Origin of the sequence: Gillisia sp. Hel1_33_143 (genome assembly GCF_900104765.1) — a bacterium.
Lineage (GTDB): Bacteria > Bacteroidota > Bacteroidia > Flavobacteriales > Flavobacteriaceae > Gillisia.
Genome location: NZ_LT629737.1, coordinates 640,252 through 662,516 on the forward strand (window position 1 = coordinate 640,252; position 22,265 = coordinate 662,516).

Below are 22,265 nucleotides of genomic sequence, written 5' to 3' on the forward strand. Positions count from 1 at the left end.
GCCGTTAAATTTTTAATAAGCAGCAAATGTAACAAAAGCCAATAAAAGTATCATTCAAATTGCGAAGGTAAAATCCAATCATTGTGTTTGAAATGATACCATGGCTCGTTGGCAAGATCTACTTTAGGGTCTGTAAATGGATGGTAGCCTTGCCCATTCACACTAACCCTTGCATCTGCAAACACCTGTACATCTTTGCCCTTTTTAGCATATTCTCGCTTTAAGCGTTGCGCAAACTGCCAAATAAGATCTGGCTTAGAGTTTATAGCTCTGTTTTGTTTGGGAGTTAAATAATCTGTCTTTTGAACGATTATAGTATCTCGTGTTCCTCTTTCTACCACCTTAAAAGTACTACGGCCAGACTTTGCTCGTAGCATCATTCTCCAGCTCAATCTGTGTCCTTCCTCCGTCCAGAGCACATCATCTTTAAAAAACCAGTGTCTTAATGGTAAACCTATTTGAAGTATGAACCAAATTCCAAGAACTACTACAATTAGATTCCTATATGCAGGAACTTTGATTTCATTACCCGTATAAAATTTCTTCTTTCCACGTAAAATGTTCTTATTGATCTTTTCTGAAGAGAAAAAGAAAAGCGCAAAGGCTAATGATAAGTATGGAAATATACCAATATGAAAAATAAAGCTATTAAAGAGATGAAAAAAGATTGCAGCAATAAATGCAGGAATTCTAGTTTTCCTATTTAAGAACAATGGAATGGTAGTAAGATCAAATAAAAACCCAAACCAAGCCATTGTTGTATGGACCCATTTCTCCTGCAGAAATTCTCCAACCATCCAATAATGTTGTTTGGACCTAAGAAGGATATTAAAGAAAGAGCCATCAAACCAACCTAGGTATAACTTTGCCACAGAGGCATACGTATATACAATCCATAATTGCAGAACAATTACCAACCAAACCCAACGAGGCATTGAGATAGCTCTTAACTTTGGGTTTTTCCACGCATCTATAGAAGCATATCTATTTGCAGGTAAAAAAGTCATAATAATCCCTAAGAGCATCAGCAAATAGTAATGATTATTATATGAAGTCTTTTGCATAAGATAAACTCCAGACCACATAATTGTAAAGGCAATTATGCTAAATCTATATTTATAGCCCACCATAACAAGAAGACCAAAAAGCCCCATTATTAAGTAGTAATAGATCATTCCATCACCTGGAAGTGGCTGCAGAAATTCAAATCCAATAAAATTAAATGTTTCTTGAGGCGCTATTAAACTTCTCCGAACCCATCCCAAGGCTACATCTGAAAATGCCTGAAGCGCAAGCAATAATCCAAAAATAATACGAAATACCACCAGGGCACTATTATCAATTTGGGTAAAGAGCCACCTATTCAGCATAGTTATCTTTAATATAAACTTTAGAGAAAGCTTCGTCTTGTCTCATTGCGAGTTTTAAAGCAGAAACCGACTCGAATTTTTTCTCATCTCGAATCCAGGATAGCATTTCTATGGTAAGCACTTTTCCATAGAGATCTTTATCTAAATTAAAGAAAAATGTTTCAATAGTTTGATGAGTTCCCCCAACAGTTGGATTGGTACCTATATTCATCATCCCATAGTAAGAATACCCATCTATAAGACAACGCACCACATACACTCCATTTTTAGGAATTAGTTTGTATTCTTCTTCTACTTTAAGATTGGCGGTAGGATAACCAAATTCTTTACCTAAACCTTTTCCTCTAACTATTTTCCCTGTGATAGCAAATGGATGCAATAAATAATTATTGGCTTTCTCCACTCTACCTTCTAATAGTGCTTTTCTGATTTTGGTAGAACTTACAGCCACATCTTCAATATCTTCCTGCCCGATCTCCTCTACTTCAAAATCAAATTGTTTTCCGAATTCGCGAAGATCTGCAATATCTGCTGTTCTATTTCTTCCAAATCTATGGTCATACCCTATGATCACTTTTTTAGCATTGAGCTTATTTACCAAAATATCTCTCACAAATTCTAAGGCGCTTAATCTGGAGAATTGCATAGTGAAAGGGTGAATGATAAGATGATCTACCCCTGCTTTTTCTAGAAGTGCTTTACGCTCGTTTATAGTATTAATAAGTTTTAACTCACCCTCTTTTTGAAGCACCATCCTGGGGTGTGGAAAGAATGTAAGAATAGCACTTTCCATATTATTAACTTTCGCGGTGTCTATAAGACGCCTAATTATTTTTTGATGGCCGGCGTGCACCCCGTCAAAAGTTCCTATAGTAATTACTGTAGGTCTATCGCTTTTAAAAGCATTTGCTCCTTTATGTTCTTTCAAGTGAGGGTTATTTTCCGTTAAAAGTATTCATTGTATTGTTGATGCCTGCGGTGCCAAAAGACTTAATTAATTTATGGGAAGTCTCCAACCTTTCGGGCATTTTATCTTCCTCTTCATTCGTCCAATCTCCCAGTACATAATCTACCTGATTCCCTTTTGAGAACTCGTCGCTAATTCCAAATCTAAATCTATTGTAATTACTGGTATTTAAAGTTGCCTGTATATCTTTTAACCCATTATGACCACCATCACTACCTTTAGTCTTAACGCGAATAGCTCCAAAATTAAGGTTAAGATCGTCTGTAATTACCATTAAATTCTCTAAAGGTACTTTTTCTTTAGCAAGCCAATAATTAACCGCTTTCCCACTAAGATTCATATAGGTACTTGGCTTTATCATGACAAAGGTTCTACCCTTAAATCTAAAAGTAGCCATATCTCCAAGTTTATCTGTAGTAAAAGTCACCTCTTCCTTCTCGGCGATATAATCTAAAATTTTAAAACCAATATTATGTCTTGTATTGTGATATTTCGAACCGATATTTCCCAGTCCAACAATCAAAAATTTTTTCATAGGATCTACTTCTTCCTGGATTTCTTTTGTGTTACCTAATAATCTTCCGAAGAAAGCCAGCATAGTATTAAATTTTGGTAAAAATAAAAAAAGCATCCCAAATCCCGACAAAATCGGAAAGGAATGCTTTTAATTTTTGGTATAAAAATGTTTATTCTTTTACCGCAGCTACATCATCAGTTTCAGTTGCTGGAACTTCATCTGCTGCTACTTCATCCTCATCATCTTCAAGATCCTCAGTAATATTACGAGAAGTCTTAACTTGACAGATAACAGTGTTATCTGGATGTTGAATAACATAATCTTCACTAGCTACTGCAGTTACATAAAGTTTGTTTCCAATTTTAAGTTTAGAAACATCTGCTTTAATATAATCTGGAAGTGTACCTGGAAGACCTTTAACTTTAAGGCGACGTAAGTTATAACGTAACACCCCACCATTTTTAACTCCACGAGCCACACCTTCAGTGTGAATAGGAATTTCCATAGTAATTTCTTTGTCATCATAGATTTGGTAAAAATCCATGTGTAGAATGGCATCTGTTACAGGGTGAAATTGGATGTCTTGTAAAACAGCATCAATTTTATCTGACCCTAAATCCAGAACCACAGTATGCACATCAGGAGTGTAAACCAAGTCTTTGAAGTCAATCTCATTCGCTGCAAAGTGTAATGGTTCTCCCCCTCCGTATATAACGCAAGGCACCTGTCCAGCATTACGTAGGGCTTTAGTTGCCTTTTTCCCCACGCTTTCTCTTTTAGATCCGTTGATCGTAAGTGATTTCATTTTTAAAAATTTTAGGCTGCAAAGGTGCGACATTTTTCGCAACTTTTAAAACCCTGATGTAAAAATATTTACGGCGATATGGCTCGCCAAATTTTATCAACTCAATTAGTTACATAATAAATTTTGAACTGATAGATTTATTTTGATGCACGCGTTGCATTACATCTGCAAAAAGATTTGCACAGCTCACCACCCTAATCTTATCACTATGTCTTTTTAATGGAATAGAATCTGTAACTATCAATTCTAATAATTGAGAATTTTCTATACGCTCATAAGCTTCTCCAGATAGAACAGGATGCGTACAAATAGCACGAACACTTAAAGCTCCTTTTTCCATCATTACATCTGCAGCTTTGGTTAATGTTCCTGCGGTATCTACCATATCATCTACCAGCACCACATTCTTACCGGTAACATCTCCAATAAGTTCCATGTGAGAGATCACGTTGGCTTTAGCTCGTTGTTTATAACAAATAACCACGTCGCTCTCTAAAGTTTTAGAGTACGCATACGCTCTTTTAGATCCACCCATATCTGGCGAGGCAATAGTTAAATTGTCTAAATTCAGACTTCTTAGGTACGGAAGAAATACTGTAGAAGCAAAAAGATGATCTACAGGTTTTTCAAAAAATCCTTGAATCTGGTCTGCATGAAGATCCATTGTGATAATACGTGTAGCTCCAGCTGTTTCTAAGATACTTGCAATCATTTTAGCAGCAATTGGAACTCTAGGCTTATCTTTTCTGTCCTGACGCGCCCAACCATAATAAGGAATAACTGCTGTGATATGCCTTGCAGATGCTCTTTTTGCTGCATCTAGCATTAAAAGCATTTCCATAAGATGGTCTGAATTTGGATTGGTAGAACCAATAATAAAAACTCTAGATCCTCTTACAGACTCTTCAAATGAAGGCTGAAATTCACCATCACTGTAGGTTACAGTAATTACATTTCCAAGAGGAGTACCATAAGCAGCTGCAATCTTTTCTGAAAGTGCCCTACTTTGGGTACAAGTAAAAATCTTAGCTTCAGGTATTAAATCAGGCATATTGTGTTGTGTTTTGTGGATTTATACTATTTATGTTGTTGCGAAACAAATTTAGAAATTAATTTACTGGCATTGCATACCACACATCAGGAATATTAGCAGAAATTAAAAATTTATATAATACTGATTATCAATGTTTTAAATGAGTGCTGATTAAGCATTTGATTTTATAATTAAACAGGCACTACTTAATTTCAGAAAGTCTCAATAAAATTTGAAGTTTAATGTTAGACAAACAAATAATTTTTATAATTTTGCCGCCTGCTTAGGCTCGAGTGGCGGAATTGGTAGACGCGCTGGATTCAAAATCCAGTTTTTTCGGAAGTGCGGGTTCGATTCCCGCCTCGAGTACTTTTAACATATCAAATTAAACTAAAACCCCATAAACTTCACTGTTTATGGGGTTTTTCATTTTTAATATATCCATTTGAGATCAATTAATCGCATCTGAAAAGTGTCCAATTAGGTGACCTATTTCAGATTTAAAAAGAGGTCACCGAATGAGCTTAAAACTATTGATATACAAAGTGTTACAAAGTTTTTGTTTAAATTATTTTATTACTTTTAAGATCATAAAAATTAGACATTATGCAAGATTTACTATCAATATTGTTTTTCATTAAAAGAAATAAAGTGGATAAAAAAGGGTTAGTCCCTATTTATATGAGAATAACTTATAGTGGAAAGCGAGCCGAAATAAGCACTATGAGAAAGATCCAGCCCCTGCGATGGTCCACGGATGGTAATCAAGTTAAAGGAAATTCTCCTGAAGCGAAATTGATCAATAGAAATCTGGATATAATGAAAAATAAAAGTTATGATATTTTTCAAAGGCTATTAGATTCTGGAGATAATATGACATCTGAAATCATTAAGAATATTTATCTAGGGAATGATGAATTTAAAAAAGATATCATAGAAATGTTTGAAGAACATAATTCCAGAATGAAAAAATTAGTTGGTAAGGATTATTCTTTTAGAACACTTCAAAGATACGCAACTACCAAAAAACATATTTCTTCTTTCATTTTATTTACTTTTAAAAGCAAGGATTATCCAGTTAAAAATATTGATGTTAAATTCATAAATAGTTTTATTTATTATCTAAAAACAGAATTAGATCTTTCGCATAATTCTTCATTAAAGTATCTCTCTTACCTTAAAAAAATTGTACGTGTAGCCTATGCAAATGGATGGATAGAAAAAGATCCATTTTATAACTTTAAACTTAAACTTCAGGTAAAAGAACGCGAATTTTTATCCAAAGAAGAAATAATAACTATTATGGAAAAGCAGTTCACTATTGCACGTATTGAACACGTGAGAGATGTTTTTCTTTTTTCATGTTATACAGGACTTGCTTATAGTGATGTATTTAAACTTACCCCGAATAATATAATTATGGGAATAGACGGTAGCCAATGGATTAAAATAAAAAGGACTAAGACAAAGACGCTAAGCAGTATACCTCTACTTCCAGTTGCTGAAAAAATTATAGAAAAATATAAGTACCTAGATGACTCAACAGGAAAACTCCTACCTGTTTATTCAAACCAAAAAATAAACAGTTATTTAAAAGAGATCGCCGATTGCTGTGAAATAAAAAAGAATTTGACATTTCATATGGCCAGACATACATTTGCTACCACTATTACCCTATCTAATGGTGTGCCGATAGAATCAGTAAGTAAAATGCTTGGACATCGATCCCTCAAAATAACGCAACATTATGCTAAAATCTTGGATGAGAAATTGAGTGAAGATATGAATAAACTCAGAGCACGGATGTCGTTAAAGGAAAATAACAACTAATTTACGAGTAAAAATGAATGATTCTATTTAAATTATTAATTAAAAACCATGGTTTCCCTTATGAAAATTCATAACTATTATTAAGATTAGGAAATTTGAGCTATGAGATCTATCACAAATAATTAAATAAATGCGCTTTACAAAGCCTTCGGAAAGGTAATTATCATTTCATATTTCAAGCATAAGCAAATCACAGTTCACCTTTTCTTCGATATATTTTCGAAATTTAAAAGCCAAAAGAATTACCATGTTTGCTTAGGTTTCCGTGACGACTCTTTTTCTTGCATTTCTAGAAATTATAAATATTTCTCGGGCTTTAATCTTTTCAATTTTAGCCAAAAAGTAAGAAACCCATCCAGTCAGATTGATCATATACAATGGTACCACTCAAAATTAAATAATAACATTTTTTTATACCTGAACCTTCTATATTATAATTAGAATATTTTAAAAATTACTTATTGCTTGATTTGCTTTATAATCTGGAGAAAACGAACCGATCGGAGAAATCACTCCAAGGGGACACCGTATACTCAGGGACATTCTAATAGAAGCCTCTTGGAATGCTATTGGAAATGGTCCTGCCCTTGGAGCCGCTTATTCGAGACTGGGTCATAGAATGAAACCCAACAAAGCAATTATACGCATTACCAAAAAAATAGTAAGCAGGATGAGATTCGTCCTGAATAACCAAACTAAATATGAATTGGGATATAAGTAAAATCAAAAAAGTAATTTATAAAACAACTATTTCAAAGTGTGACCGTTCCCGCGTCCCTGCAGCGATACCGACTGTCATTTAGTAGACTACGGCGCACTTAATTATATAAACTAAACAAGACGATGCATCTCAATTGAGACTGTTAATAGAAGGCTGTTTTATAATATTACTATTACAGATAAAATAATAGCTAAAAACCTTGAGTTTACTTAGCCATGGAGGACATTGAATAAATTTAAAAAGATCCCTTGTTGAAAAAGGATCTTCATTCACTGTCGAAAGCCTTATTGCTGTTGAGTTGCTCTCCAGCAGAGCTCAATTCCCCTTCAGGCTAACTTGTTAAATATAGAAAAATAATTGTCTAAAACTTGGAATACAACATAGAAGGGACGCGTTCTTGTCGGCTTAGTTGGTTTTTACTTGGGATCTAAAATATCACTTTTCACTGGAATGCCCGCTATTTGCGCTTAACCGATGTTGTGGTTAGTATTTTACTCAAGTCTTGTCCAAACTTGTTCCTGATTGTTTTTATTTAAAGTTATAATCTCATTTTTTCTTCTTTGAAGAATTTGTAAAGTGTCAATTTGGTTGAGAATTGGTGTTGGAGCAGATCCTCGTTTCCATTTTCTTAAATGAACTATATTTTCGTAATTGTATTTTTGATTGAATGGAATTTTTACTTCATCATAACCTACAAATGAAATAGTTAATTCTGCGTTACGGTTTTCTTTATTCAATACTAATTTACCATTACCAGATTTATTTGAAGTAACTCCATTATTATCTGCAAGAATGTAAATGTTAGCGTATGGAATAGGATTACCTTCTAAATCAAATACATCTACCTTTAATTCCACTTTTTCATTATCATTAATCCAAAATTTGGATTCAAAATAACTCTTCTTTAATGGTTTTGTCAGATTGTAATTTAAAATTATTCTTTTTCTATCTAGGCTGTAGGTTCCAATTCCGTATTCCTCAGTTCCTAAATGTCCTGAGTGTTCATATTCAAAAATTCCAGTTTTTGAAAAATTAATCGAAGTAGAAAAATCTCCAGTCGGACTTGGAAGTGAATATAAACCTTCTATTGTTTTCTGTGCTGAAATCTGATACGGAAGAATTAAAAGGAAGATTAAAGTCAGTTTGAAAAAATTATTCATTGTTATATTTTTCTGAAATATTAACCACAACGGTCTTGGTTAAGGCAAGTAGCGTGGAGTAGGGACGCGTTCTTGTCGGCTTAGTTGTTTTTTACTTGGTCTCTAAAATAGCACTTTTCACTAGAATGCCCGCTATTTGCGCTTAACCGATGTTGTAAAACGTTTTTATTCCACCCATTCTTTAACAAAATTTTCTCCGTCACCAATTAACGTTAAACTGGTATTACCTTTTCCTCCTCCGATTTCTAAAATTTTATCAAGACCATTCTTGAATTTCAAACTAACCAATTTATCATTAAATTTAAAATCTCCCTTTAGTATTTCTCCATCTCCATAGTCAAATATAAAAGTTCCGTTGTCATAAAAACTTATTTTTCTAATGGCATAATGTCGTGTCCACCAGTTACCAACTAAATTTTTTATAGTATATTTTTTTAAATCATAATTTTTTTTAATGGTCAAATCAGTCATCTTAGAATAAAGTCTTCTTTCATCATTTTTTAAAACTTTTATAAAAATCCCCATTGACTCTTCCGTTTCTCCCATATAATTATTCTCGACAATATATTTCCAATTATCGTTTTTGAATGAATAATGATATCCACCACCAGTGCCTTGTTGCTCAACTATTCCATCATACAAGACAAGGTCAGGTTCATCATTTATAGTCTTTGGTTTATTCCAGGAACTATATCTTAAATCATCATTAGTTAAATTGTCGACTTTTATTATAAAATCCTTGTTTTCGCAATAAATTATATTATCATTTAATTCAGAGTCAGATTCTATCTGATTATTCTGAATCTTAATTTCTTTTGAAGCGGAATCAAGTTTATTTTCATTTGTAGTTATATCAATTTCACCTTGTGATAAATTATTTTCATTGTCAGAATTTTTACACGATAAAATCGTCATAATTAAAATAAAACTGTATAGTATTTTCATTGTTTGTTGAATTGGCAAAATGTTTTACAACGTGATTGTATAAGATTAGTGGCGTGTTTAAGCACCTAATTTAGCAAATAAACACCAGGTAGAAAATCCGCGAGGATTTTCGTAAGTAGGCGAGAACTAGCCATTAATTTTATACGGTGTTGCCAGTAGTATTTTTATTAAGCTTGTAAGTTTTCCTTTTTTTTCAATTTTCCTCGCTGATATTTTTCAACCATTTTTGTTTTATACGATGTATAATCTCTTTTATGTAAGTTTCTTTTGTTTTCCTCAATTAATTTATAATTCTTGTCGAAATCTCTGTCAAAGGTTGCTTCTGAAATTATTAAATCGTGAATCAAAAAAGAAAGTCCTGTTAGTAGTTTTCTCTTAAGTTGAAGTTTTACAATGTTTTCTTGTCTTAACTGTCCAGTCAATTGAGTATTCGCATTCTTTAAATCAGTTGTAAATGCATATTTCCATTGTCCGTGTGCAATTCTATTCCGAAGTTCAATTGAAGGAAGTAAATCGCTTTCTATTAGATGATGGATTTCTAAATATCTATTTTTTGGGGTAAATGGTAATTGAGAAACAAAATCCACTGTTGGGTTTATGTTATATGCTTTACAAACTGCTATTTTTAAGGCATTTTTCCACTTAAATGCTAAAGTTCCAGAATTAATTATTATTCCGATTTCGCTTTGAGTAAAAGCATTGTCTTCATAAGTAAGTTTCAAAATTCTTACTTCTGACCAACAAGTAACTAAATAAGATAATATTTTCGTGTATTTATAAACCTTGCTTTCTTGCTCTGTAGAAATATATCTACGTAAATCGCTTTCAACTAATTTAATAGCTCCTTCAATTTCTCTTAAGTTATCACAATGTTTTGAATACATATTTATATTTTAAGTGACTTCGACTGCCAGAGAAAACCTTAATTTGCTCTGGCAGTCGGGAATCGAACCCAACTAGACTTCCAATTCAGTAGATAAATCTACCTTGTTGACTGTGTTTCCATTACACTATCACCCTAAAGTTTGTCTATAGTCACTATTTTTGTATTATACTGATATAGGTTGACCATTTTTGGTTCAATTTTCGACAGTTTAAATGGTCAATAGTTCTAAATTTTGTTTGTTCCTTTTGTAGGAATGATAGTCTACATTTCTATTCAAATGAACAAAGTTAGGGGTGTTCAATTTGAGACTAAAATGTGGTCTTTTGTTGTTGTAAATCTCAACAGCCCTTTTGACCATCTTCTTCGCTAAGTTAGTATTTTTTACAGTTCGTTTTAAATCGTATTCATATTTAAGGGTTCTGTTGACTCTCTCAGCCACGGCGTTCTCATACGGATCGTACTTCTCAGTCATGCTCATCAGTATTCCGTGTTCCTCAGCAAAGCTGGTGTATTGGGGATTGCAATACTGAATTCCACGATCGGAATGATGGATGAGTTTCTGATTTTTGTATTTCCTGTTTTTAATGGCCATTCTAAGCGCATCAATGCAAAGTGATGTCTTCATATGACTTGCTAATTTATAACCCATAATTTGCTTAGAATAGGTGTCTGTGACTAATGCCAGGTAACTGTGTCCGTTCTGTGTTTTGATATAGGTAATATCACTTACCCAAAGTTGTTCCGGTCTGGTGGGCACTTTATCTTTTACCAGGTTCTTGTATTTAAAGAATCGATGTTTTGAATCGGTTGTAATATGGAACCGCTTTAATTTAGGAACGAGCAGGTTATTCATTCGCATTACACGATAGAATTTATCTCTTCCTATTTTAATGCCAAGTCGGTTCATATCAGCCTTTAATTCCTGATATAGTTTAATTCCACCGGTACGCAGTCCATACTGACTCCGATACTCTTTGATGAGTCGAATGATTAGCTGTTGCTGTGTTTGCCTTTTCTGATGAGATTTTAACCGCTTATAGAAAGCTTGTTTAGAAACCCCAAAACATTGGATCAACCATTTTCTTTTAAACGGTTTTGCTTCTTTTTTTCGATCTCGTCTGCTAATGTTTTGGGCAATGACTTTTTTGACATATCAACTCCTGTAATGAGCTCCATGTCAGCAATAATGTCTTGTTGGAAGTCTTTTACAAACTCCAGTTCCTCTATTTTTTCTTTGAGTTTCTTAATTTCATCTTTCTTGCTCATCCCTTGTTTCTTTTGTTCTAAAGTACTGTATTTTTTCAACCAGTAATAGATGGAAGCTCTGGAAACCTGATATTTATCGGAAGCATGATTGATAGAGATTTGTGCATTTTGGATCTGATCAATAATAACTAGCTTAAGATCATACCCTACTTTTTTGTAGGAAGTTTTTCGACAGTGTTCATTTTGTTCTTTCATTAGGTATAGTGCTAAAAGGTTTAATTTTTAGTCAACCTATTTCAGGAAAGTACATTTAATTCGCTTGCAGGTAACGGTCTCGGTTAACGCAAGAAGCGGGTTTATATACGTGATAAAGTCGGTTAAACTATTTCTTGTTTGATGACTAAAATAATACTTTTAACTAAATGCCAGCGTATTTGCGATAACCGATGTTGCCTAACGTTTTGTTTGCCGACTTCTCAATAATTGTTCTCGCTTTTTGGCGGAGGAGGTGGTGGTGGCATTTGTCTCAAATAACTAAATAAAAAACGCAACTTTATTGAATCCTTGACCTCATTTTTCACTTGATCAAAGTCCCGTGTTAATTTTGTCAATATTTTTTTTAGTTCTGCCCCAGATTGACTTGTGTCAATTGTAATTTCTATTGCTGCTTTATATGCAGATTCCGAGTAATATGGAATATTATTATTGTTTAAATAGTGCCTTTTCAATATTCTCTTAAGCTCCGAAATAGGATATCCGTTGTCAATTAAAATAGAATCTGTTGTTATACTCAGCATATTTCGTTGTTTAATCAGTCCATTTCCGCGTACAGAAGGAATTATTCTTTTAGTTATTTTATTATCTTCAAATTCAAGTATTGATAATATTCCATTATACTGATTATTACCAATCCAATTTGTGATTTTCTTGAAATTCATTTGAGTAGTATCCAAGATCATCTTTTGAACCTTGTCATTATTTGAAATTTCAAAATTTGGATAATATCGAATTTCACTTGTTTTCTCATTACAAGCTAAATTCATTAGGATTATCGATATGAGCAGAATTTTCTTCAAAATGTTTGGCAACGTTTGGTATATGGGCTGTGGCGTGGGTTTATTACGGACGATTCCAAACAGATACTTGCCAGAGGAAAATCCGCAGGATTTTCCAAGTATGGACTGACCAAGCCATAGCTTATATAAGGTGTTGTAACACGTTATTTTTTAAATTCCGATTTGTTCTTAATTACAAATGCCATTAATAATTCGGTCAAATTATCTTGATATTCATAAAATTCTGAATCGCATTTGTTCCAGTTTTCCTCCGCTGTTTCTTCAATTAATTCCAGTTCATTTTGTCTTTCAGTTCTGTCTTTGGGAACAGTTCCGTTTTTAAATTCAGAGTTTGCCTTTTTTACAATTTCCGCTGTTTTTTCCGCACCAATTTCAAAAAGAGCATTTACAGTTTCTTGACTAAAATCTCCGCTTGAATTAAAATAGAATTGGTTAAATCCGCCATTATTTATTTCACGCTCTAAATTTTCCACGAAGAGAAAAGTTCTTTGGGAAGGATTCAGTTTTTCGATATTCTCGCCATATTCAGATTTTGAATTCAGATAAATGTCAATTTTCATAACAATCATATCACGCCTTTCAATTTTCAAAACTTTTTCCAAATCAAATTCAGTTTGCGCATTTGCGTTGGCAAAGAATAATGACGATATAAATACTAAAATTTTCTTCAATGAAAGATTTTTTTAATGTGTTACAACGGTCTTGTTTAACGCAAGTGGCGTGGAGTAAGGACACGTTCTTGTCGGTTTTGTTCTTTTCTTACTTAGGATACTAAATTACACTTTTTAGATAATACCCGTTATTTGTGATAACCGTTGTTGGGCTTAGTTATACTTTTAGTATTTTTCTACCTTGACGGATAAAATCGTCATAACTATTGCAAATGTCATCTGCTAATTTGTTTAATTCCTCAACGGCATTTTCATAGCGTTCTTTTTGCTCATATCTCCATTCTGGAGGAACAGATTGACCATCTCGACCATGACCAAAAGTATTTGTCGTTAAAGACTCATTAAAGTGTTTAATATCCTGAACCATTATTTTCTTTAGTGATTCTAATTTTGGATTTAGAAATTCAAAATCTGATTTAAAGCTTTCGTGTTCGATTTTTATCAAAGGAGTCATATATTTATCTAAAAATGCCGAACCGAAGTGTTGAGTTCTTAGCCAATAGATAATTCCATCTTGTCGCAGAAAATCTTTTTGAATTTTTTGAAATAATTGACGGTCTACTGTGATTGATTCGGGATCATACTTATAATTATTCTTATTATTCAATAATTTGTGAACAGTAAAAAGTCCTAAAATTAAAAGGAAAATTGTCACAACATAAAGCCATAAATCTATTTTATAAGTCCAAAATATTTCAAATTCTTCAGCAAAGCTTTCATTGTTAATCCTACTATTAATTAATGGAACTAAATTAGGTATTATGAGAAATATTAAACCAATTATTATATTACTTATATATTGATTATTAAAGAATTTCTTCATCTCGTTTAAAATGCAATTTTGTGTATAATTATGCCCAACGGTCTCGGTTAACACAAGTTGCGGGAGTAGGTATGCGGACTTGTCGGTTTAAATATTTACATACTTAGGATACTAAAATACACTTTTTCGACAAAACCCGTTATTTGTGATAACCGTTGTTGTGAACTGGGGCGACTACTACAAAATTTTCAAAGGTTTTAAATCCACTAAGGTTAATTTTAAAAGTATATTAGAAGTGTTAATTGTATTTCATATCAAAACGGCCTTCACGTATTTCCACAGTTTCTCCCTCTTCACTGATGGCATCAAACCAAAAAGTACCTGAAACAATTCCATTTATTTCATCAAATTTTGAGAATTTAATTTCGCCTTTATGAATTCCAGAAGTTTTGTATATAAGTAATCCTCCATTTAAAATATAATTTGCGTTAAATGATATTTCTCCTTCTTTTTCTAATGAATAGGTTTCCTTCTCTTTAAGAATTATTTTATTTCCAAATATTGCGATTAGTTGATTTGTATTCTTATTAATTCCCTTCAATCCAAAATAAAAATAGCCATTTAGTATTTTATAGTATGCCTGCTGTGTGGGACCACTTAGCTGGCTACCTCCCGTCTCGAAAACCTTCCCATTAATTAAGCAACCGAAAGTCCCAACTCCAGTTTGCGTTTCTGGCGGCAAACAATCTGCGGGGTTGTCGCAATTGTCCTTTTTGGAACAGGAACTAATTGTCAAAACAAAAGAAAGTAAGATCAAATAAATACCTGTTTTCATATCATTATATTTTACTTAGTTTTCAATTCTGAAGTCTTCATATTATTCTTAATCATACAAGAGTTTTGAGTATATCGTAACACTAATTTTCAAGTTTTAAATTTTCCAACGTTGAATTTTGCTTATGTTTTCTGTTGTGATTTTATTGGAGCCCTTGTTTACAACGGTTTTGTATAAGATTAGTTGCGTTGTTTAAGCACTTAATTTAGCAAATAATAACCGAATTGCAAATACGCGAGGATTTTCGTAAGTAGGCTTGCACTAGCAATTAATTTTATACGGTGTTGTACACTGGCTTTAGTTCAATATATATATTAATGAAAAAATTGAAATAAAAATCCACAAAGTTAGTGCGAATACAATGGGTTTCATTCCTGTAGATTTCAAATCTTTTATAGAAATGGTAGAACCTACAAGAAACAATGTTATTATTAATAATCGTTTAGCCATTAATACAATAAAATTAGTAGCTGGTTCAGGTAAAATATGGTAACTATTAATAATAATCGCAATAATAAATAAAACAATAAAGTAAGGAATTTTTATTTTTTCTCCTTTTGTTTTGAATAGAAACATTGAAAAAATTGATAAAGGGATAATCCACAAAGTTCTAGATAGTTTTACTGTTGTTGCTATTCTCAAGGCTTCGTCTCCATAACCTAGCGCAGCTCCGACTACCGAACTTGTATCGTGTATAGCAATAGCACACCATAAGCCAAATTGTTCTTGTGTTAAATTTAGAAAATGACCGACTGCAGGAAACACAAACAACGCAATAGAGTTTAATAGAAATACGATACCTAAAGCAATACTTATAGTTTTACTTTTAGCTTTAATTACTGGGGAAATTGCAGCAATTGCGCTTCCACCACAAATTGCTGTTCCAGATGTAATTAGATGACCTAGTTTTAAATCTAACTTCAAAAGTCTTGTTAACAACAAACCTAACGATACGGTTAAAAATATTGAATATATAGTTAAACTTAATCCCTCTTTACTTGTTTCCAAAGTTTCTTTGATAAACATCCCAAAGCCCAGCCCTACAACCGAAATTTTTAGAAAATAATGAATTGCTTTATGACTGTATGCTTTAAACGGATTATTGAAAATAAGTGTATATACAAAACCAAGTAACAATGCAGTTGGACTGTTTATAATGCCTAAAAGGGCAATAATAATTATAAGGAAGTAAACTATTTTTGAAAAAATCTCTTTCATATCATTTAGTATTATTTGATACAAAAGTAGATTGAATTAATAACCTTTAAGCAAATTAATTAGTTGTTTGAGATAACTAAAAGTTATAGTTAAGCCGAATATATTTTTCGAAATATTCCACGGTATTTGAAAGATAACCTGTTCTTTTTACAAAATAAAACCACCTTTCAATACTTAAATCTTTAATATCTATAATTTTGAGTTTATTATTTAACAAATCTTCAGTGATAGCACTAATTGAAAGAAGTGCATAATCATCAGAATTGTATAAATAATTTTTAATAGCTTCAGTACTGTTTAAAGTTACTGCTACATTAAGCTTTTTGATATTATTTTCCAATAAAAATTTATTAATAATTACTTTAGTTCCAGAACCTTTTTCACGTTCAATCATTGGAATTCTTTGCAACTTTTCGATATCGATACTTCCTTTTTTAAAAGAATTATTATTAACATTGGTTACGAGGACAATTTCATCTTTAATAAATTTTTCAAATTGTAATTTTGGATTCGAAATACTTCCTTCAGTAATTCCGAAATCAATTTCCTGATTCAAAATTAAATTTTCAATATTTTCAGAATTATTACTGATTATGTTAAAATTTGTTTCAGGAAATTTTACTCTAAACTTCGCAATTATTTTAGGTATAATGTAGTTAGACAAGGTTGTGCTTACTCCGAAGTTTATTAGTTTTGGGAAGGTTTCTTTCTTATGTAGAAACTGTTCGTCCATTTCAGAATAGATAGCTAAAATTTTATTAACGTATATAAGAAATGACTTTCCTTCCTTGGTCATTTCTATCGAGTTTCTTTTTCGAATAAATAACGTTGTTTTATATTCTTGCTCTAAATTTTTAATTGCCTTGGATATAGCAGGCTGTGAAATATACAATTGCTCGGCAGCTTTTGTGAAGCTTAAATGTTTAGCAACAATTTTGAATATATGTAACTTGGTTTTCATCAGCTTGTGTACAACGGTCTTGGTTAAGGCAAGTTGTGGGAGTAGGGATGCGTTCTTGTCGGTTTAGTTGTTTTTTACTTGATGTCTAAAATAGCACTTTTCACCAGATTGCCCGCTATTTGCGCTTAACCGATGTTGTACACAGCCATTTTATACTACTAAGTTCATGTCAATTAAATAGCCGCTATTCCTTAACTCCTTTGCTAAATCAAATCTCCAATCATTTTCAAACGGTATATATACAACACCAGAGATATCATTAGGTATTTCTACATTTCCTTTAACTAATGCACACACATTATTTCTACCAATTTTACCAATAAGATACCCATGTTCAAATACAACATTTTGTCGGGCGCGATGTTTTAAATTATCATAATCATCTCTCTGACTTCCTTGGTCACAAGGGGTATACAATACAACTCCAAATCCAACATTTGAATATTCCTCAATTTTTTCAATAATAGTTTTTCCTGAACTCGCTTTTTCATGAAGAATAATAGCCTCTAAACCTAGTTTTTCAATAAATCTAGCAGTTTCAATTTTCGCAAGTTCATCATGTCCATGAACAATAAACACACTATTTGGTGGAGTGTCAACAGAATTTTTAGCTGAAAATTTAGGCTTATTGTCTGATAAATGATGTTTAACCTTTGAATGTGCAATTTTCAGTTCAGATACTGCATTTAAAAGGATATTCGAACCAAACATGTCATTAATAGTTAATGATTTTCTAAATATATTTTTAGCTTTAGCTAATTCTTTTTCATTATAAATATTGTTTTCAAAGATAGGTTCGAGCGCACCTATTGCTTCTGCTGCTAAATTTTGATTTTCCGATAAAAGTTCTTTTTGATTTTCTAAGAATTTTTTCTCAGTTACAAGTAAATGAATCTCATTAAAAGAATTTGTAGCTTGATCAATTAATGTTAATATTTTTTCTTTGTTCATATCTGGTTGTGTACAACTTGTTTTATCTAAAACAATATACTTATTTATTCCAGAATGTTCCGGGATAAGCGCAGGTTTTCATCATTTTTAGAAGTGAACAATTAATCTAATGTAGGATTTAAAAGTATTGGTTAAATATCTAATGAAGAGGTAAGATATATCTAATTTTATTGGTGATCCATTCTAACTTCAGGAAACATTTCTTCTACCTCTTTGAAGAACTGAGATAAATTTAAATTTTCCGCTTCGCAAATACTTTCAATAGTTTCTAAACTGGTATGATAATCTTTATTTTCTTTTATTAAACGGACTGTTTTCTCATCAATATTATGATTTTTCGCAAACTCGCTATTATTCTTAATATTATCAATCCATTTCTTCTTCAAAAATTCAACTATTTTAAGATTTCTGTCTACCATCTTTACAAATAAAATGGAACAATCATTAAAAAGTTCGGATTAAAATCCGAATAATAAAATATTTTATTATATTTACCTGATAATATTATATTTGCGAAACTTCTTTAAGTAAAATATTTGAAGCATTTCGCTTTGAATCTCGACTTTAAAACTGGTAATTTTATGCAACGAGATGATAAGCAAGGATGCTCACGACCCGGGGCGTGGGCTCTCTTATCGTTGCAAGGTATACCAGTACCCTAAGTCGGTAAGTTGAGTTACCACGCCTTTTTACTTGTAGAAAGAGGCACTTCTTCTCAGCACAATTTCAAAGCTTCTTCTTTTAGAAAATTTTAGAACTCGCATAGCTATTGGATATATCCATTTCTGGATTTTTCTTAATAGCCACAGCTTAATTCCCTACATAATGCTGTAATCGCAGGTAAAAACCTGTGCAATTAAATTTTAATGATTATATCATAATTCAAAAGAGTTCTATTATGCGGGATAATAATTATGAACTATTAAAAGTTGGTGATTCATCAGCGCTGGTGCATATTCACGCCCGATATAGTCGGATGGTCTATTGGCTGGGAAAAAGAATAATCAATGATGATTTTGTAGTAGAATCTTTAGTGCAGGACACCTTCTTAAAGTTATGGGCGAACCGCGATAAGATCGAGTCAGAAAAACATCTCTTTTTCTTTCTACGAATGGTGATGAAAAGGGAATGTTACTCCTATTATACTAGTCCTCAATGTAAGTTCTTTGAGAATATAAATTCTTTAGAAAGCTATGATAACTACCAAGATTATTTAGCCGGCTATGATCCGAAGGAAGATGCACAAAACTGGAAAGATCAGGAAAATCAACAGGAAGATTTTGATCAAATAATCAAAGTATTACCCCTACTCCAACCTGATAGAAAACGACTGATTGAACTCTGTTTAAAATATGAATTCCGCTATAAAATAATAGCTAAGCTAATGGGTACAGGTATTACTGAGACTCGTAATGAGGTAAGCAAAACTATCCAAGATCTTAAGAACATCATTAACCAAAATAATGTCCTTGAGGTACATCAGCCATTTAAATTAAAATGTGATAATAAGGTTCAGGTTACCCAAGAACAACAAAAGGTTTTAGAGCTGCGATGTAAACACAACTATTCCTTTACCTCAATCGCCAATGAACTTAATATTTCTCAAAAGGAAGTACATACAGCATTTATTAAAGCTTATAAGCTGATGCAGGAGGTACAGTAACACCAATTAGAACCGGTTTGAGATGGCAAAAGATACGATGAAATTGACCCGAAAGATCCAACTCCTTATCGACCTTCCTACCAGCGAAGAACGAAAGGAGGCGATGGATAAGCTATATCTATGGCGTAACCGTTGTTATCGGGCAGCTAACCTTATTGTTTCTCATTTATATGTTCAGGAGATGGTTGAAGACTTCTTTTATTTAACTGAAGAAATTAAGTATAAACTGGTAGATCAAAAAAAAGATGAACAGGGAATTCTAACCCGATCCCGGATCAACTGTACCTATCGAATGATTTCAGATCGCTTTAAAGGGGAAATTCCCACTAACATTCTAACCAACTTAAATAGTACCATCCTGAGTTCTTTTAAGAAAAACAGACAAGAATACTGGTGCGGGGAACGTTCCATAAATAATTTTAGGAGAGATATGGCCTTTCCCTTTGATATGGAAGGAGTATGCGGATTGAAATATAATACGGAAAAGAATGCATTTTGTTTTCGGCTTTTTTCCGTTCCCATGAAAACCTATTTAGGAAAAGACTATTATGACAAGAGAAAACTGATGCAGCAGGTTGCAAGTGGAGAGATCAAAATACGGACTTCTCATATCCAATTAAAAGATGGTAAGATCTTTATGTTAGCGGTCTTTGAATTTGAAAAAGATGAACACGTCCTTAAACCAGAAGTGATCGCCGAAGCTTCGTTGTCCTTAGAATATCCAATTGCCGTGAAAATTGGCAGTGCTAAACTCACCATTGGAACAAAAGAAGAATTCCTCTACCGAAGACTGGCCATACAGGCCGCACAAAAAAGAACCCGAGAAGGAGTTACCTATTCTAAATCTGGAAAAGGTCGTATAAGAAAGACCAAAGCTTTAGCCAGATTTTGTGATACAGAGCGGAATTATGTTCATAATAGACTGCATGTTTATAGCAGAAAGCTAATCGACTTCTGTATCAAACATAAGGCAGGAACTCTTATTTTATTGAATCAACAAGAAAAATTGGAAATAGCTAAAGAGGAAGCATTTGTACTTAGGAACTGGAGTTATTATGATCTCATGACCAAGATAAAATACAAAGCAGAAAAATCTGGTATAGAGCTTATCATAGATTAAGAATTAATTATCGAGGGTGCTTGTACACCCGTAAGGTGAGGTGAATTGCACACTCACTAAATGCGCTTAGCATATACAACGCGTGAGTGAAACTTATAATTAATATTTCCCAAAACCGATAACGGTAAAACCGTCTTGTAGAGTGATTAAATATAATTTAAAGATGACACTACATTTTAAATGGAGTGAAATGAATCCATGCATACATATAATTCATCTATTTTCCTGAGAGAAAGTTTTTATGGAGATATTGTAAAGACTCCTATTCAATAGCAATAGTAAGTAACCGTTCAGCACATTCCCACTTCATTTCGCAAAAGCTTCATTCCGGGAAAAGCGCTTCTCTAAAAAGATCTTGAACAACAACAAAAATTTTGATCTCCCTTACGCTAATCCGAAGAAAATATCGGAACGCTTCAGTCTAATGCAAAGCTTTTTGCTGGAGTTCGTCTAATTCAGATTCATATCTTGATTTCCTTATGAACGGATGGAATTAGTAAAATAAATAATTAGAGGATGGATCTAAATTAAATTCAACTTCCCATCACACGGCGTTCCTGTAAATATGAACATCTTCAACATATTCTGATTTTAGCAAGCTTCATATTAAATCCCCCTTCTTCTCCCTCAACTTCTACTCCACCCCATCTATTCCTTTTTTCTATATGCGAAATACCAGAATATAGAAGTTAGCCGGGCTGCATAAGCCGGTCGGCTGCGCCCTTCCTTTTATAAGCCCTCTCTAATTCTATATCCTGAATCTGTATCTGCATCAAAAAAGGAAATAGCATACGGCTCTGTAAGAAGTAAATCAATTAAGAATATCATGAGATCAATACATAAATACATATCCTCAATCAGAACAAAAAATCAAAAAAGGAAAGCTCCGGATAAAAAAAGTAATTCAATTATTAATCAGGTCTGTCAAACGACCATAACACTTAACATTATGAGTATGATCAAAAACAAAGTTCAGCTAATGGGGGATTTAGAAAATACTCCCGAAATCAAAAATTTTTCTAATGCCTAACCTTTAAAAACAAAGAGGGCGTCCCGTTCAAAGTATCGCCCTCTTTTCATTATCAATCCTTTAAAATGATTAATCATGAACACGAAAGTTAATGAAATTTCAATAAAATACCAGGGCAATTTTAAAATGAAAGATGCCCCTAAAATTAGCTCTTCACTTAGTGCCAGTGAGCTATTATTTAGTCGTTGGGATAAAGACCGTATAGGCTTGCAGGAATGTTTTAAAGTGTTGCTTTTAAACAATTCCAATAAGGTGAAAGGGGTTTTTGAAGTGTCCAACGGAGGAATTACAGGAACGCTGGTTGACGTTCGCATCTTGTTTGCAGTGATCCTTAAATCCCTGACTACCTCGGTAATTTTAGTGCATAATCATCCATCAGGAAATTTGAAGCCTAGTGAAGCAGATAAATGCCTGACCCAAAAAATTAAAAATGCAGGTAGCCTTTTAGATATAAAGCTTTTAGATCATTTGATACTTACCCCCGCTGGCGATTATTTTTCCTTCGCAGATGAAGGGATACTTTAAACTTTTTTTGTC

Annotated in this window: 22 protein-coding genes and 1 tRNA gene; 5 read left to right on the top strand and 18 right to left on the bottom strand. The window is 32.8% G+C overall.

The window, feature by feature from the left end; translation table 11 throughout:
- Window positions 1-50 precede the first annotated feature (50 nt).
- The 5 genes from BLT84_RS02885 to BLT84_RS02905 all read right to left on the bottom strand — a co-directional run bounded on the left by BLT84_RS02885 (window position 51) and on the right by BLT84_RS02905 (window position 4,710).
- Window positions 51-1,370, bottom strand: a complete 1,320-nt coding sequence (locus BLT84_RS02885; RefSeq protein WP_091262738.1) for an HTTM domain-containing protein — start codon at window positions 1,368-1,370, stop codon at window positions 51-53.
- Entirely contained in the window at window positions 1,360-2,298 is a 939-nt protein-coding gene (locus BLT84_RS02890) for a bifunctional riboflavin kinase/FAD synthetase (protein WP_091262740.1), read from the bottom strand. The genes BLT84_RS02885 and BLT84_RS02890 overlap by 11 nt, the downstream gene beginning before the upstream one ends.
- Window positions 2,299-2,305: 7 nt before the next feature.
- Window positions 2,306-2,935 carry an aminoacyl-tRNA hydrolase gene (gene pth / locus BLT84_RS02895; RefSeq protein WP_091267968.1) on the bottom strand — a complete coding sequence of 210 codons (630 nt, stop codon included), beginning with the start codon at window positions 2,933-2,935 and terminating at the stop codon, window positions 2,306-2,308.
- A gap of 88 nt (window positions 2,936-3,023) precedes the next feature.
- On the bottom strand, window positions 3,024-3,659 hold the full coding sequence (locus tag BLT84_RS02900; protein WP_034893374.1) for a 50S ribosomal protein L25/general stress protein Ctc: 636 nt from the start codon (window positions 3,657-3,659) through the stop codon (window positions 3,024-3,026).
- Window positions 3,660-3,768: 109 nt separating this feature from the next.
- Complete coding sequence (locus tag BLT84_RS02905) at window positions 3,769-4,710, bottom strand: ribose-phosphate pyrophosphokinase (protein WP_091262742.1); 942 nt, start codon at window positions 4,708-4,710, stop codon at window positions 3,769-3,771.
- 269 nt (window positions 4,711-4,979) lie between these two features.
- Between BLT84_RS02905 and BLT84_RS02910 the strand changes: the two genes are divergently transcribed.
- Both BLT84_RS02910 and BLT84_RS02915 read left to right on the top strand, forming a co-directional pair.
- Window positions 4,980-5,061, top strand: a tRNA-Leu gene (locus BLT84_RS02910).
- 237 nt (window positions 5,062-5,298) lie between these two features.
- Window positions 5,299-6,522, top strand: coding sequence for a site-specific integrase (locus BLT84_RS02915; RefSeq protein WP_091262744.1), 1,224 nt, complete (start codon window positions 5,299-5,301; stop codon window positions 6,520-6,522).
- A 1,212-nt stretch (window positions 6,523-7,734) separates the two neighbouring features.
- On the opposite strand, the gene BLT84_RS02920 is transcribed toward BLT84_RS02915, so the two are convergent.
- The 13 genes from BLT84_RS02920 to BLT84_RS02980 form a co-directional block, all read right to left on the bottom strand.
- Window positions 7,735-8,403: a carboxypeptidase-like regulatory domain-containing protein gene (locus tag BLT84_RS02920; RefSeq protein ID WP_091262746.1), complete on the bottom strand. Its 669-nt coding sequence runs from the start codon at window positions 8,401-8,403 to the stop codon at window positions 7,735-7,737.
- Between the two features lie 165 nt (window positions 8,404-8,568).
- Window positions 8,569-9,348 (bottom strand): hypothetical protein, encoded by a 780-nt coding sequence (locus BLT84_RS02925; RefSeq protein ID WP_157717889.1) that lies wholly within the window; start codon window positions 9,346-9,348, stop codon window positions 8,569-8,571.
- Window positions 9,349-9,515: 167 nt separating this feature from the next.
- Window positions 9,516-10,232: a hypothetical protein gene (locus BLT84_RS02930; protein ID WP_091262750.1), complete on the bottom strand. Its 717-nt coding sequence runs from the start codon at window positions 10,230-10,232 to the stop codon at window positions 9,516-9,518.
- Window positions 10,233-10,442: 210 nt separating this feature from the next.
- The gene (locus BLT84_RS02935; RefSeq protein ID WP_091262752.1) at window positions 10,443-11,309 is read right to left on the bottom strand and encodes an IS3 family transposase; all 867 of its coding nucleotides are present in this window, start codon (window positions 11,307-11,309) and stop codon (window positions 10,443-10,445) included.
- Entirely contained in the window at window positions 11,306-11,695 is a 390-nt protein-coding gene (locus BLT84_RS02940; protein ID WP_034886817.1) for an IS630 transposase-related protein, read from the bottom strand. The genes BLT84_RS02935 and BLT84_RS02940 overlap by 4 nt, the downstream gene beginning before the upstream one ends.
- 221 nt (window positions 11,696-11,916) lie before the next feature.
- A complete protein-coding gene (locus BLT84_RS02945) occupies window positions 11,917-12,516 on the bottom strand; it encodes a hypothetical protein (protein ID WP_091262755.1) in 600 nt (199 codons plus the stop codon).
- A 143-nt stretch (window positions 12,517-12,659) separates the two neighbouring features.
- Window positions 12,660-13,187, bottom strand: coding sequence for a DMP19 family protein (locus BLT84_RS02950; protein WP_091262757.1), 528 nt, complete (start codon window positions 13,185-13,187; stop codon window positions 12,660-12,662).
- Window positions 13,188-13,344: 157 nt separating this feature from the next.
- Complete coding sequence (locus BLT84_RS02955) at window positions 13,345-14,010, bottom strand: hypothetical protein (protein WP_091262760.1); 666 nt, start codon at window positions 14,008-14,010, stop codon at window positions 13,345-13,347.
- 238 nt (window positions 14,011-14,248) lie between these two features.
- Entirely contained in the window at window positions 14,249-14,785 is a 537-nt protein-coding gene (locus BLT84_RS02960) for a DUF6252 family protein (RefSeq protein ID WP_091262762.1), read from the bottom strand.
- A gap of 297 nt (window positions 14,786-15,082) precedes the next feature.
- Entirely contained in the window at window positions 15,083-16,003 is a 921-nt protein-coding gene (locus BLT84_RS02965) for a YeiH family protein (RefSeq protein WP_028284075.1), read from the bottom strand.
- A gap of 76 nt (window positions 16,004-16,079) precedes the next feature.
- The gene (locus BLT84_RS02970; protein ID WP_091262764.1) at window positions 16,080-16,964 is read right to left on the bottom strand and encodes a LysR family transcriptional regulator; all 885 of its coding nucleotides are present in this window, start codon (window positions 16,962-16,964) and stop codon (window positions 16,080-16,082) included.
- A 150-nt stretch (window positions 16,965-17,114) separates the two neighbouring features.
- Window positions 17,115-17,915: a TIR domain-containing protein gene (locus BLT84_RS02975; protein ID WP_172822435.1), complete on the bottom strand. Its 801-nt coding sequence runs from the start codon at window positions 17,913-17,915 to the stop codon at window positions 17,115-17,117.
- A 167-nt stretch (window positions 17,916-18,082) separates the two neighbouring features.
- Window positions 18,083-18,301 carry a transcriptional regulator gene (locus BLT84_RS02980; RefSeq protein WP_157717890.1) on the bottom strand — a complete coding sequence of 73 codons (219 nt, stop codon included), beginning with the start codon at window positions 18,299-18,301 and terminating at the stop codon, window positions 18,083-18,085.
- 512 nt (window positions 18,302-18,813) lie between these two features.
- On the opposite strand from BLT84_RS02980, the gene BLT84_RS02985 reads away from it, so the two are divergent.
- From BLT84_RS02985 to BLT84_RS03000, 3 genes are all read left to right on the top strand, one after another.
- A complete protein-coding gene (locus BLT84_RS02985; protein ID WP_091262769.1) occupies window positions 18,814-19,578 on the top strand; it encodes an RNA polymerase sigma factor in 765 nt (254 codons plus the stop codon).
- 22 nt (window positions 19,579-19,600) lie between these two features.
- A complete protein-coding gene (locus tag BLT84_RS02990) occupies window positions 19,601-20,698 on the top strand; it encodes a hypothetical protein (protein ID WP_091262771.1) in 1,098 nt (365 codons plus the stop codon).
- A 1,105-nt stretch (window positions 20,699-21,803) separates the two neighbouring features.
- The gene (locus BLT84_RS03000) at window positions 21,804-22,253 is read left to right on the top strand and encodes a RadC family protein (RefSeq protein ID WP_091262775.1); all 450 of its coding nucleotides are present in this window, start codon (window positions 21,804-21,806) and stop codon (window positions 22,251-22,253) included.
- Window positions 22,254-22,265: the final 12 nt, after the last annotated feature.

Bases quoted from the DNA above. Each gene is read 5' to 3' on its own strand.
- BLT84_RS02905 (WP_091262742.1), bottom strand. From the start codon at position 4,710: ATGCCTGATTTAATACCTGAAGCTAAGATTTTTACTTGTACCCAAAGT.
- BLT84_RS02885 (WP_091262738.1), bottom strand. From the start codon at position 1,370: ATGCTGAATAGGTGGCTCTTTACCCAAATTGATAATAGTGCCCTGGTG.
- BLT84_RS02990 (WP_091262771.1), top strand. From the start codon at position 19,601: ATGGCAAAAGATACGATGAAATTGACCCGAAAGATCCAACTCCTTATC.
- pth (WP_091267968.1), bottom strand. From the start codon at position 2,935: ATGCTGGCTTTCTTCGGAAGATTATTAGGTAACACAAAAGAAATCCAG.
- BLT84_RS02960 (WP_091262762.1), bottom strand. From the start codon at position 14,785: ATGAAAACAGGTATTTATTTGATCTTACTTTCTTTTGTTTTGACAATT.
- BLT84_RS02975 (WP_172822435.1), bottom strand. From the start codon at position 17,915: ATGAACAAAGAAAAAATATTAACATTAATTGATCAAGCTACAAATTCT.
- BLT84_RS02955 (WP_091262760.1), bottom strand. From the start codon at position 14,010: ATGAAGAAATTCTTTAATAATCAATATATAAGTAATATAATAATTGGT.
- BLT84_RS02920 (WP_091262746.1), bottom strand. From the start codon at position 8,403: ATGAATAATTTTTTCAAACTGACTTTAATCTTCCTTTTAATTCTTCCG.
- BLT84_RS02985 (WP_091262769.1), top strand. From the start codon at position 18,814: ATGCGGGATAATAATTATGAACTATTAAAAGTTGGTGATTCATCAGCG.
- BLT84_RS02900 (WP_034893374.1), bottom strand. From the start codon at position 3,659: ATGAAATCACTTACGATCAACGGATCTAAAAGAGAAAGCGTGGGGAAA.
- BLT84_RS02940 (WP_034886817.1), bottom strand. From the start codon at position 11,695: ATGAAAGAACAAAATGAACACTGTCGAAAAACTTCCTACAAAAAAGTA.
- BLT84_RS02930 (WP_091262750.1), bottom strand. From the start codon at position 10,232: ATGTATTCAAAACATTGTGATAACTTAAGAGAAATTGAAGGAGCTATT.
- BLT84_RS03000 (WP_091262775.1), top strand. From the start codon at position 21,804: ATGAACACGAAAGTTAATGAAATTTCAATAAAATACCAGGGCAATTTT.
- BLT84_RS02965 (WP_028284075.1), bottom strand. From the start codon at position 16,003: ATGAAAGAGATTTTTTCAAAAATAGTTTACTTCCTTATAATTATTATT.
- BLT84_RS02925 (WP_157717889.1), bottom strand. From the start codon at position 9,348: ATGAAAATACTATACAGTTTTATTTTAATTATGACGATTTTATCGTGT.
- BLT84_RS02915 (WP_091262744.1), top strand. From the start codon at position 5,299: ATGCAAGATTTACTATCAATATTGTTTTTCATTAAAAGAAATAAAGTG.
- BLT84_RS02970 (WP_091262764.1), bottom strand. From the start codon at position 16,964: ATGAAAACCAAGTTACATATATTCAAAATTGTTGCTAAACATTTAAGC.